This is a genomic window from Stenotrophomonas nitritireducens (assembly GCF_001700965.1).
Lineage (GTDB): Bacteria > Pseudomonadota > Gammaproteobacteria > Xanthomonadales > Xanthomonadaceae > Stenotrophomonas > Stenotrophomonas nitritireducens_A.
The window spans coordinates 933,043-945,809 of sequence record NZ_CP016756.1 but is presented as its reverse complement, the minus strand read 5'-3'; the positions used below and the strand labels follow the sequence as shown (position 1 = coordinate 945,809).

Annotated in this window: 7 protein-coding genes; all 7 read left to right on the top strand. The window is 64.1% G+C overall.

All coding sequences use genetic code 11. The features are described 5' to 3' along the window. Positions 1–52 precede the first annotated feature (52 nt). The 7 genes from prpB to BCV67_RS04145 all read left to right on the top strand — a co-directional run bounded on the left by prpB (position 53) and on the right by BCV67_RS04145 (position 12,620). Positions 53–940, top strand: coding sequence for a methylisocitrate lyase (gene prpB, locus BCV67_RS04175; RefSeq protein WP_062166603.1), 888 nt, complete (start codon positions 53–55; stop codon positions 938–940). Positions 941–969: 29 nt separating this feature from the next. After that, positions 970–1,560, top strand: a complete 591-nt coding sequence (locus BCV67_RS04170) for a DUF1003 domain-containing protein (RefSeq protein WP_062166602.1) — start codon at positions 970–972, stop codon at positions 1,558–1,560. Positions 1,561–1,593: 33 nt separating this feature from the next. Next, entirely contained in the window at positions 1,594–2,751 is a 1,158-nt protein-coding gene (gene prpC / locus BCV67_RS04165) for a bifunctional 2-methylcitrate synthase/citrate synthase (protein WP_062166601.1), read from the top strand. A gap of 286 nt (positions 2,752–3,037) precedes the next feature. Further along, on the top strand, positions 3,038–5,653 hold the full coding sequence (acnD, locus tag BCV67_RS04160; protein WP_062166600.1) for a Fe/S-dependent 2-methylisocitrate dehydratase AcnD: 2,616 nt from the start codon (positions 3,038–3,040) through the stop codon (positions 5,651–5,653). A 157-nt stretch (positions 5,654–5,810) separates the two neighbouring features. Beyond that, the gene (locus BCV67_RS04155; protein WP_062166599.1) at positions 5,811–6,191 is read left to right on the top strand and encodes an endonuclease domain-containing protein; all 381 of its coding nucleotides are present in this window, start codon (positions 5,811–5,813) and stop codon (positions 6,189–6,191) included. Between the two features lie 118 nt (positions 6,192–6,309). Next, positions 6,310–7,503 (top strand): 2-methylaconitate cis-trans isomerase PrpF, encoded by a 1,194-nt coding sequence (prpF, locus tag BCV67_RS04150; RefSeq protein ID WP_062166598.1) that lies wholly within the window; start codon positions 6,310–6,312, stop codon positions 7,501–7,503. 209 nt (positions 7,504–7,712) lie between these two features. Further along, positions 7,713–12,620 (top strand): alpha-2-macroglobulin family protein, encoded by a 4,908-nt coding sequence (locus tag BCV67_RS04145; RefSeq protein ID WP_082746489.1) that lies wholly within the window; start codon positions 7,713–7,715, stop codon positions 12,618–12,620. Positions 12,621–12,767: the final 147 nt, after the last annotated feature.

The window sequence follows — 12,767 nt, the reverse complement described above, 5'->3', positions numbered from 1 at the left end:
TGAGCGCCATAGCGGAATGGCATGCTCGCCTCCGCCCAGCCAGGAGCCAACCATGAGTCTTTCTTCCGCCGGCGCTGCATTCCGCGCCGCACTGGCCGCCGAAAACCCACTGCAGATCGTGGGTGCCATCAATGCCAACCACGCCCTGCTGGCCAAGCGTGCCGGCTACCGCGCCATCTACCTGTCCGGTGGCGGCGTTGCCGCCGGTTCGCTGGGTCTGCCGGACCTGGGCATCAACACGATGGAAGATGTGCTGATCGACGTGCGTCGCATCAGCGACGTCTGTGACTTGCCGCTGCTGGTGGATATCGATACCGGTTTCGGTCCGAGTGCCTTCAACATCGCGCGCACGGTGAAGTCGCTGATCAAGGCCGGTGCTGCGGCCTGCCATATCGAAGACCAGGTCGGCGCCAAGCGCTGCGGTCACCGCCCGGGCAAGGAGATCGTGTCGCAGGGTGAAATGGTGGACCGGGTCAAGGCCGCGGCCGACGCCAGGACCGACCCACACTTCTTCCTGATCGCCCGCACCGATGCCATCCAGATGGAAGGCGTGGACGCCGCCATCGAGCGCGCGCTGGCCTGCGTGGAAGCCGGTGCTGACGGCATCTTCGCCGAAGCCGCGTACGACCTGGATACCTATAAGCGCTTCGCCGATGCGGTGAAGGTACCGTTGCTGGCCAACATCACCGAGTTCGGCGCGACCCCGCTGTTCAGTCGCGATGAACTGGCCTCGGCCGGTGTCGCCATGCAGCTGTTCCCGCTGTCGGCATTCCGTGCGGCCAACAAGGCCGCCGAAAGCGTTTATGAAGCCATCCGCCGTGACGGCCACCAGCGTAATGTGGTGGACAGCATGCAGACCCGCGAGGAGTTGTATGACCGTATCGGTTACCACGCCTTTGAAGCTCAGCTGGACAAAGTCTTCGCCGACAAGGGCGCATGATGGGCCTTTACCCGGCCCATTGAACCGCCATGGCAAATCCTTCGCCCCGGACCAATCGTATCGATCGCCGTGAGACAGCGCGGCAGTTGTTGCAGAAGGAGCTGGAACAACTGCCGCCGGAAGAACGGCTGGTGGTCGAACGCTTCATTTCGCGGCGCAAGGTTGCACGCAATGTCGCCCAGGAGTTCCACCAGGCGCGGAGCCTGGGCGAGCGAGTCGCCGACCGCGTTGCCGCCGTTGGCGGCAGCTGGCGTTTCATCCTGTGCTTCTTTTTCCTGCTGCTGGTGTGGATGCTGGCCAATAGTTTCATGTTGGCCAAGGCCTTCGATCCGTACCCCTACATCCTGTTGAATCTGGTGCTGTCCTGCCTGGCCGCGGTGCAGGCGCCGATCATCATGATGAGCCAGAACCGGCAGGCGGCGGTGGACAGGATGAACGCCGAGAACGACTACCAGGTCAACATCAAGTCAGAACTTGAAGTGCTGCAGATCCATGAAAAGCTCGACCTGCTGCGTTCGCAGGATTGGGCATTGCTGGTTGAACAACAGAACCACCAGATTGAAATGCTGCAACGGCTGTTGGCGCAGACAACCCGCCACACCGATCGTGATCCAGATTGAAACCGTGAACCTGTTTCCCCGGAGCTGAAGACCATGTCAGAACAAACCGCCGCACCGGCGTTCAAGCCGAAGAAGTCCGTCGCCCTGTCCGGCACCGCTGCCGGCAACACCGCGCTGTGCACCGTTGGCCGTAGCGGCAACGATCTGCACTACCGTGGCTACGACATCCTGGACCTGGCCAACACCAGTGAGTTCGAGGAAATCGCCCACCTGCTGGTGCACGGCAAGCTGCCGAACAAGGCCGAGCTGCGCGCCTACAAGGCCAAGCTCAAGGCGCTGCGCGGCATTCCGGCATCGGTGAAGGCCGCGCTGGAAGAACTGCCGCCGTCGGCGCACCCGATGGACGTGATGCGTACCGGTGTTTCCGTGCTCGGCTGCGTGTCGCCGGAGAAGGACGACCACAACCATCCGGGCGCCCGCGACATCGCTGACAAGCTGATGGCGTCGCTGGGTTCGATGCTGCTGTACTGGTACCACTGGAGCCACAACGGCAAGGTCATTGACGTGGAAACCGACGATGATTCGATCGGCGGCCACTTCCTGCACCTGCTGCACGGCGAGCAGCCGCGCGAGTCTTGGGTAAAGGCGATGCACACCAGCCTGATCCTGTACGCCGAACACGAATTCAACGCCTCGACCTTTGCCTGCCGCGTGATTGCCGGCACCGGCAGCGACATGTACAGCGCGATCACCGGCGGCATCGGTGCACTGCGCGGCCCGAAACACGGTGGGGCCAATGAAGTGGCCTTCGAAGTGCAGAAGCGCTACGAAACCCCGGACGAAGCCGAGGCGGACATCAAGGCCCGCGTCGAGCGCAAGGAAGTGGTGATTGGTTTCGGCCACCCGGTCTACACCGTGTCCGATCCGCGCAACAAGGTGATCAAGGACGTCTCGCGCGAGTTGTCGGCCGAGCAGGAGAACATGAAGATGTACGACATCGCCGAGCGTCTTGAGGCGGTGATGTGGGACATCAAGAAGATGTTCCCGAACCTGGATTGGTTCAGTGCGGTCAGCTATCACATGATGGGCGTGCCGACGGCAATGTTCACCCCGCTGTTCGTGATTGCCCGTACTGCAGGCTGGAGCGCACACATCATCGAGCAGCGCATCGACGGCAAGATCATCCGCCCAAGCGCGAACTACACCGGCCCGGAAGACCAGACCTTCGTTCCGATCGACAAGCGCGCGTAAGGCAAACCAGCCTTCTCCGCCACAAGCGAGACAAAGCCCCTCTCCCATTCACGGGAGAGGGGTTGGGGTGAGGGGAAGCTCCTGGCACGTACAGCAGCTTCCAGCTCTTAAAAAACGGAGCAAAGCAGAAGCAGAAGCTCCCCCATCCGCCCTCCGGGCACCTTCCCCCGCAAGCGGGAGAAGGAAGGCCCCAGGTTCCATGTGTTGCTGTGGGGTGCATGCAATCGCATGCTTCTGCGAGCAAAACCCAGGCACACCAGCAAGCCCAGACCCTCACAGGCCAGCCATGAACACCGATTACCGCAAACACCTCGCCGGCAGCACGCTCGATTACTTCGACGCACGCGCCGCAGTCGATGCCATCCAGCCCGGCGCCTACGCCACGCTGCCCTATACCTCGCGCGTGCTGGCCGAAAACCTGGTGCGCCGCTGCAACCCCGCCACGCTGAGCGATTCGCTCAAGCAGCTGATCGAACGCAAGCGCGACCTCGACTTCCCCTGGTTCCCGGCACGCGTGGTCTGCCACGACATCCTCGGTCAGACCGCGCTGGTCGACCTGGCGGGCCTGCGTGATGCCATCGCTGAAAAGGGCGGTGACCCGGCCAAGGTCAATCCGGTGGTGCCGGTGCAGCTGATCGTCGATCACTCGCTGGCGGTGGAATGCGGTGGCTACGATCCGGATGCGTTCGCCAAGAACCGCGCCATCGAAGACCGCCGCAACGAAGACCGCTTCCACTTCATCGACTGGACCAAGCTGGCCTTCGAAAACGTCGATGTTATTCCGCCGGGCAACGGCATCATGCACCAGATCAATCTGGAGAAGATGTCGCCGGTGATCTACCAGCAGGGTGGGGTGGCCTTCCCGGATACCTGCGTGGGCACCGACAGCCACACCCCGCATGTGGACGCGCTGGGCGTGATCGCCATCGGCGTGGGCGGCCTGGAAGCCGAGAACGTGATGCTGGGCCGCGCCTCTTGGATGCGCCTGCCCGACATCATCGGCGTCAGGCTTACCGGCAAGCCGCAGCCGAACATCACCGCCACCGACGTGGTGCTGGCAATCACCGAGTTCCTGCGCAAGGAACGCGTGGTCGGCGCCTGGCTGGAGTTCTTCGGTGAAGGCGCTGCAGCACTGACCATCGGCGACCGCGCCACCATTTCCAATATGTGCCCGGAATACGGTGCGACTGCGGCGATGTTCTACATCGACCAGCAGACCATCGATTACCTGCGCCTGACCGGCCGCGAAGAAGCACAGATCGCCTTGGTCGAGAACTACGCCAAAACCACTGGCCTGTGGGCCGACGCATTGGAAACGGCGAAGTACGAGCGCGTACTGGAGTTCGATCTGTCCAGCGTGGTGCGCAACATGGCCGGCCCCAGCAACCCGCACAAGCGCCTGCCGGTGTCGGATCTGGCCGAGCGCGGCATTGCCGATGAAGCCAAGCTGGAAAGTGGCAAGGTCGAGGAAGCCGAAGGCCTGATGCCGGATGGTGCGGTGATCATCGCTGCCATCACCAGCTGCACCAATACCTCCAACCCGCGCAACGTGATTGCCGCCGCCTTGCTGGCACGCAACGCCAATGCGCGCGGGCTGACCCGCAAGCCGTGGGTCAAATCGTCGCTGGCGCCGGGCTCCAAGGCGGTGCAGTTGTACCTGGAAGAAGCCGGCCTGCTGCCGGATCTGGAAAAGCTGGGCTTCGGCATCGTTGCCTTTGCCTGCACTACCTGCAACGGCATGAGTGGTGCGCTGGATCCTGCGATCCAGCAGGAAATCATCGACCGCGATCTGTACGCAACCGCCGTGCTGTCCGGCAACCGCAACTTCGATGGCCGCATCCATCCGTATGCGAAGCAGGCCTTCCTGGCCTCGCCGCCGCTGGTGATCGCCTATGCCATTGCCGGCACCGTGCGTTTCGACATCGAGAAGGATGTGCTGGGTGTGGATGCCGAGGGCAAGGAAGTGCGCCTGAAGGACATCTGGCCGAGCGATGCCGAGATCGACGCGGTGGTGAAGGCCTCGGTCAAGCCGGAGCAGTTCCGCAAGGTCTACAACCCGATGTTCAACATCCGCGTCGAGCACGGTGAAAAGGTCAGCCCGTTGTACAACTGGCGCCCGCAGAGCACCTATATCCGCCGTCCGCCGTATTGGGAGGGTGCATTGGCCGGTGAGCGCACGCTGCGCGGCATGCGCGCATTGGCCGTGCTGCCGGACAACATCACCACCGACCATCTGTCGCCATCCAATGCCATCCTGCGTTCCAGCGCGGCCGGTGAGTACCTGGCCAAGATGGGCCTGCCGGAAGAGGACTTCAATTCCTACGCGACCCACCGCGGTGACCACCTGACCGCGCAGCGCGCCACCTTCGCCAACCCCAAGCTCTTCAACGAGATGGTGCGCAACGAAGACGGCAGCGTGAAGCAGGGTTCGCTGGCGCGCGTGGAGCCGGAAGGCAAGGTGATGCGCATGTGGGAGGCAATTGAAACCTACATGGAACGCAAGCAGCCGCTGATCATCATTGCCGGCGCCGACTACGGCCAGGGCAGCTCGCGCGACTGGGCCGCCAAGGGCGTACGGCTGGCCGGCGTGGAGGCGATTGCGGCCGAAGGCTTCGAGCGCATCCACCGCACCAACCTGATCGGCATGGGGGTGCTGCCGCTGGAGTTCAAGCCGGGCACCAACCGCAACACGCTGGGCATTGACGGTACCGAAACCTACGACGTGCAGGGCCTGCGCACGCCGGGCACGGACCTGACCCTGGTCATCACCCGTCGCAACGGTGAAGTGCTGAAGGTGCCGATGACCTGCCGTCTGGATTCGGACGAGGAAGTAGCAATCTACGAGGCCGGCGGCGTGCTGCAGCGTTTCGCGCAGGATTTTTTGGAGGGCGCGGTTGCCTGAGGGCTAAGGCTACCCTCTCCCCCGATCCCTCTCCCGTAAAGGGAGAGGGGAGTGGTGATCCAACCACTTCGCGAGATTGATGAGACTGCATGAGACCTAAGCCCCTCTCCCCTCGCGGGAGAGGGGTTGGGGAGAGGGGGCAAAGGAGGCCCCGATCATGCAGCAGCTCAAATTCGCAAAGTCGCTACGCAAAAACATGACCGAAGCTGAGCACCGGCTATGGCGACACCTTCGGGCGCATCGCCTGCTCGGTGAGAAGTTTCGCAGGCAGCAGCCCTTGGGGCCGTATGTGGTGGACTTCGTGCACTTCGGCGCGCGATTGATCGTTGAGGCGGATGGCGGGCAGCACAATCAGAGCGAGCGTGATGCAAGGCGCGATGCATGGTTGGAGAGCCAAGGCTTCAAGGTGCTGCGGTTCTGGAACAACGAAATTATGGGAAATGGCGAAGCGGTGCTGGAAGTGATTCTTGCGACTGTGAGCGCCCTCTCCCCCAGCCCCTCTCCCGTAAAGGGAGAGGGGGGCAAGAGCAGTCCATGAGGTCTGTAATAGTGCTGGCCCTCGTAGTGAACTTAGCCCCTCTCCCCTCGCGGGAGAGGGGTTGGGGAGAGGGGGAAGCTCCCACCCCACACAACAACAACCCAAGGGAATCCGCACCATGTCCCACACCCCCCAAATAAAAATCCCGGCAACCTACATGCGCGGCGGCACCTCCAAAGGCGTGTTCTTCCGCCTGGAAGACCTGCCCGCCAGTGCCCAGCAGCCCGGCGCTGCTCGCAACCACCTGCTGCAGCGGGTGATCGGCTCGCCCGACCCCTATGCCAAGCACACCGATGGCATGGGCGGCGCAACCTCCAGCACCAGCAAGTGCGTGATCATCTCGCCCAGCAGCAAGCCCGACCATGACGTCGACTATCTGTATGGGCAGGTTTCCATCGACACCGATTTCGTCGACTGGTCCGGCAACTGCGGCAACCTGTCTACCGGTGCTGGCGCATTTGCGCTGCATGCCGGTTATGTGGACCAAGCGCGTGTACCGCAGAACGGCATCTGCGAGGTGCGTATCTGGCAGGCCAATATCAACAAAACCATCATTGCGCACGTGCCCGTCAGCAACGGACAGGTGCAGGAGACCGGTGACTTCGAGCTGGATGGCGTGACCTTTCCCGCCGCCGAGATCGTGCTGGAGTTCATCGACCCAGCCGATGAAGGTGAAGGCGAGGGCGGTGGTGCGATGTTCCCCACCGGCAATCTGGTCGATGCATTGGACGTGCCCGGCGTCGGTACGCTGCAGGCAACGATGATCACTGCCGGCATCCCCACGGTATTCGTCAACGCCACCGACATCGGCTACACCGGTGCCGAACTGCAGCCGGTCATCAATGACGACAAGGCGGCGCTGGTCAAGCTGGAGGCAATCCGCGTTGCCGGTGCGCTGCGTATGGGCCTGATAAAGACGCCTGAAGAAGCGCTCAAGCGCCAGCACACACCCAAGGTCGTATTCGTCGCGCCGCCGCAGGATTATGTGTCCAGCGGCAACAAGCAGATCCATGCTGCCGACATCGACCTCAACGCCCGCGCCATGTCGATGGGCAAGCTGCACCACGCGATGATGGGCACGGCATCGGTTGCCATCGCCACTGCAGCGGCGGTGCCGGGCACCCTGGTCAATCTTGCCGCCGGCGGTGGCCAGCGCGATGCGGTGCGTTTCGGGCATCCGTCCGGCACGCTGCGTGTCGGTGCCGCGGTGAGCCAGGTCGACGGCCAGTGGACGGTGACCAAGGCGGTGATGAGCCGCAGCGCCCGCATCCTGATGGAAGGCTGGGTGCGCGTGCCGGGTGATGCGTTCTGAGTTTCGCTCAGCCGCGGTGATTTCGGGCAAGGGCCGCTGGTATCAGCGCCCCTTTGCTTTTGCGGCCGCGGTTGCGAACCGGAGGGAGTGAGCGAAAGACGAACCGTCTTCCAGACAAATCGCCTGCGGAATGCGCACCGTTACACAAGGCTTTGCATGCGGGCTGGTTATACTCCGGCCATCTGCGGGAGGACGCCATGGGTAACAGGATGTTGAAGCGTATGCGGTGGGCAGCGGTCGCCATGGTGGCGCTGGCCTTGGTTGCAGGATGCGGCAGGAACGAAAGCGGGCAGTTGCCCGGGGCCACCGGCGAGGCGATTCAGACCAAGCAGGAAGAGGTCAAGGGCTTCGCCATGCTGCGCGCCTACCCGGACCAGAAGAGCGGCGACGGTCTCGCGCTGGCGGTGGAGTTCTCGCGCCCGCTGGTCGGCACCCAGGATTTCGACAAGCTGCTGCGCTTCGAGGAAAAGGTCGGCAACGAGGACAGCAGCTGGTCGCTTTCCGACGACGGCAAGACCCTGCGCTATCCCTATGTGGAGGCGGCCAAGGAATACACCCTGATCATCTCGGCCGATCTGCTGGCTGCCGATGGCAACCGGCTGGGTACCGAGGTCAAGCAGAAGGTTTTCACCGGCGAGCTTGACCCGGCGGTGGGCTTCGCCTCGCAGGGCAGCGTGCTGCCAGCCAAGGACAGCCGTGGCCTGCCGGTGGTGTCGGTCAATGTGCCCGAGGTGGATGTCGAGTTCCTGCGCGTGCGCGAGAAGGACCTGCCCAACTTCTTCAGCCAGTACCAGCGCGGCGGTCGCCGTGGCAGCTGGGAGCTGGACAGTGAATACAGTGACCGGACGCCGCTGTCGCAGCTGGCCGAGCCGGTCTATGTCAACCGTTTCGTGCTGGGCGGCAAGCAGAACGAGCGCGTGCTGACCTACCTGCCGATCCAGGAGGTGAAGGAGCTGCAGCAGCCCGGCCTGTACTTCGCGGTGATGAAGCGCACCGGTAGCTTCGACAATGAATTCGATACCGCATTCTTCACGGTCAGCGACATCGGCCTGCATACCCGCGCCTACAAGGACAAGCTGTTCGTCCACACCGCCTCGTTGGCAGATGGTGCGCCGGCCAAGAAGGTCGAGCTGAAGGTCATCGACGGCAAGGGTGAGGTCATCCTCAAGGGCCAGACCGACGGCAACGGCAATGCCTTGCTCAACTACACGCTGGATGCCGCGCATGTGCTGGTCGCCAGCAGCGGCAGCGACACCACCATGCTGCCGTTCAACCAGCCGGCGCTGGACCTGAGCGAGTTCGCCGTGGCCGGGCGCCAGAACGCCAACTTCGATGTGTTTGCCTGGTCCGGGCGTGATCTGTACCGCCCCGGTGAGACCGTGCGCATCTCCGCGCTGCTGCGCGACAACGACGGCAAGACCCTGGCCGGTCCGGCTACCGGCGGCCAGCCGGTGTTCCTGCGGCTGAAGCAGCCGGACGGCAAGACCTTCCGCGAAACCCGCCTGCAGCCCGGCGAGCAGGGCTATTTCTCGTTCGAGCAGACCATCCCGGCGGAGGCACCGACCGGGCGCTGGACGGTTGAATTCCGCACCGATCCGGCCAGTAAGGAGGCCGTGCAGGGCATGACCCTGCGCATCGAGGAGTTCCTGCCCGAGCGCATGAAGCTGGACCTGGACAGCGCGCAGAAGACGCTGAAGCCGGGCGAGCCGCTGAAGCTGCAGGCCGATGCGGCCTATCTGTACGGCGCACCGGCCGATGGCAACCGCTTCACCGCGCGGCTGGCGGTGGCGGTCGAGCAGCACCCGGTGGAGTCGATGCCGGGCTGGTTCTTCGGCGACCCGACCGTGCAGCTGCCGCGGGAAGCCAATGACGTGATCGATACCACCTTGCCCAAGGACGGCAAGCTGCGCGAAGACGTGGCCCTGCCGGCCGAGGCGGGCAAGGCCACCACCGTGGCCGCGCTGTTGTCGGGCAGTGTCTATGAAACCGGCGGCCGCACCGTCACCCGCACAATGAAGCGGGTGATGTGGCCGGCCCCGGCCCTGGTAGCGGTTCGCCCGCTGTTCAACGACGCCGATGGCGCTGACGCCAATGCCAATGCCCGCTTCGAGTTGATGCGGGTGGATGCCGATGGCAAGCCGCAGCCGGCCAAGGGCTTGAAGATCACCCTGGTACGCGAGCTGCGCGATTACCACTGGACCTACACCGACAACCGCTGGGATTACGACTTCACCCGCCGTTTCGAGAACAAGGAAACCCGCACCGTCGATGCCGGTGCAACCTCCGTCCGCTTCGACTTCCCGGTGGAATGGGGCGAGTACCGGGTGGACGTGTTCGACCCGGCCACTGGCCTGACCATGCGTTATCCGTTCCGCGCCGGCTGGAGCTGGAACGACGACAACCGCGGCCTGGATGCGCGGCCTGACAAGGTCAAGCTGTCGCTGGACAAGACCGCCTATCGCGAAGGCGACACGCTCAAGGTCACGCTGACCCCGCCGCATGCCGGGCGCGGCGTGCTGATGGTGGAAAGCGACCACATGCTGTACGTGCAGGACATCGACGCCAAGCCGGGCAGCACCTTCGAAATCCCGGTGACCAAGGATTGGGAGCGGCATGATGTTTACATCACCGCTTTGGTATTCCGGGGTGGCAGCGCGCCCAGCAAGATCACCCCGGCGCGTGCCGTGGGCGTGGTGCATGTGCCGATGGATCGCCGCGACCGTCGCGTTGCGGTGGGCCTGATCGCACCCAAGCAGATGCGCCCGGAACAACCGATGACGGTGACCGTCAGCGCACCCGAGCTGGCTGGCAAGCCGGCGCACGTCACCGTCTCGGCGGTGGACGTGGGCATCCTCAACATCACCCGTTTCCCGGTGCCGGATGCACCTGCGCATTTCTTCGCGCAGCGGCGCCTGGGCGTGGATGCGTATGACATCTACGGCCGGGTGATCGAGAGCTTTGAGGGCAACAGCGGCAAGCTCAAGTTCGGTGGCGACATGGCATTGGCGGCATTGCCGCAGGCCAAGCGGCCTACCGCGCGCGTGCAGACGGTGGATCTGTTCTCCGGGCCGGTGGCGCTGGATGCCAAGGGCAATGCGCGGGTGCAGCTGCAGGTGCCGGATTTCAACGGCACCCTGCGGGTGTCGGCGATGGTCTATTCGGCCGACCGCTACGGCAACCGCGATGTGGAAACGCTGGTGCGTGCGCCGATCCTGGCCGAAGCCAGCATGCCGCGGGTGATGGCGCCGGGGGACCGCAGCACCATTACCCTGGACGTGCAGAACTTCACCGGCAAACCGGGCGAGTTCAACGTCCGCGTGGATGGCGAAGGCCCGCTGGGCATCGCCGAATCGACCCGGACGGTGCAACTGGCCGGCGACGCCAAGAGCACGCTGAGCTTCCCGCTGACCGCGCAGGAAGGTTATAGCGTGGCCAAGGTGCGGGTACGGGTGGACGGCAACGGCTTCAAGGTCGACCGGCGTTACGACCTGCCGGTACGCGCGGCGTGGCCGTCGGTGCTGCGCTCGCAGACCCGCACGCTTGACCCGTTGGCACCGGTCACCCTGGACAGCAGCTTTGCCAATGGTTTGATGGGCGGCTCGGTCAATGCGCGCATGCTGGTCAGCGCCTTGCCGCCGATTCCGTTCGCCTCGGCGCTGCAGGGGGCATTGAATTACCCCTACGGCTGTGCCGAGCAGACCACCAGCAAGGGCTATGCAGCATTGATGCTGGATGAGGCCACCTCGGCCATGCTTGGCGCCGATGGCCTGGATGCCAAAACCCGTCGTGAGCGCATGGAAGGCGCGTTCGGCCGCTTGGCTTCGATGCAGGTGGCCAATGGCAACTTCTCGATGTGGGGTGATGATGACTACATCAACCCGGCGCTGACCCCGTATATCGCCGAGTTCCTGCTCGATGCCAAGGATGCCGGTTTCGCGGTGCCGGAAAACGTGCTGCAGAAGGCACTGAACCGGATCAGCGAGGATCTGCTCAGCGGCGGCAACCAGTTCTACGGCAGCGATCGTCGTGATGGGCTGAAGTTCGCCAACCAGGCCTATTCGGGCTATGTGCTGGCGCGGGTCAACCGCGCCCCGCTGGGGACGCTGCGCACGCTGTGGGACAACGAGCGCAGCAAGGCGGTGACGGGTCTGTCGCTGGTGCATCTGGGCGCGGCGTTGGCGATCCAGGGCGACAGCAAGCGTGGGCAGGCTGCCATCGCTGCGGGCTTTGCCAAATCCAGCGCGGATCGTCCGGAGTACTTCGGTGACTACGGCACCCGCCTGCGCGATGAGGCCTTGATGATCGCGCTGCTGCACGAGCGTGGTCTATCCAAGCCCGAATACGATGCGCGCGTGATCGACCTGGGGCGCACCCTGGACGTGCGTCGTGGCAGTGGCCTGATGTGGCTGAGCACGCAGGAGCAGGTGGCCTTGGCGCGTCTGGGCAAGGCCTTGATGGCCAACCAGAAGAAGCTGGTGTCCGGCGAGCTGGCGGTAGGCGACAAGGTCGAGAACATCGATGCACGCAAAGCCTTCGGCCGCGTCTTCGATATGGCGCAGTTGGCGCAGGGCGTGCGTTTCTCGCCGCAGGGCGAGGCGCCGATGTTCGCCAGCCTCGATGTGGCCGGTATCCCGCGCCAGGCACCGGCGCCGGACAACAGCGTGATCGGCATCGAGCGCTCCTGGTTCGGCACCGACGGCAAGCCGTGGACGCCGCGGCCGCTGAAGGAAGGCGAGGCACTGATCGTGCGGCTCAGTGTCACCGCCAACTCGAACATGCCCGATGCCTTGTTGACCGACCTGCTGCCGGCCGGCCTGGAGATCGAGAACTTCAATCTCGGCGATGCCAAGCAATGGGCCGATGTGGTGGTCGGTGAGGTCAAGGTCAGCGACCGCTCCAGCGCCGCCGACGTCAAGCATGAAGAGTTCCGTGATGACCGTTATGTGGCGGCGCTGAAGCTGTCACGCGGCAGCACCGCACACGTGTTCTATCTGGTGCGCGCGGTCACCCCGGGTACCTATATGGTGCCGCCGCCGCTGGCCGAGGACATGTACCGTCCCGACATGCGCGGTGTGGGCCGCTCCAACCCGAGCACGATCACGGTGGTGCAGCCTTAGTCGCGGCGTCAGGCAGCCGCTCTTGCCCCCTCCCTTTGCCGAAGGCAAGGGGAGGGCTGGGGAGGGCTAAGCTCTTCCACGGCCAAGCCATTCCGCCCCAGCTCCACAGGCAACGTTTGAAGAACCATCCACAGTGAACGCGCGCGC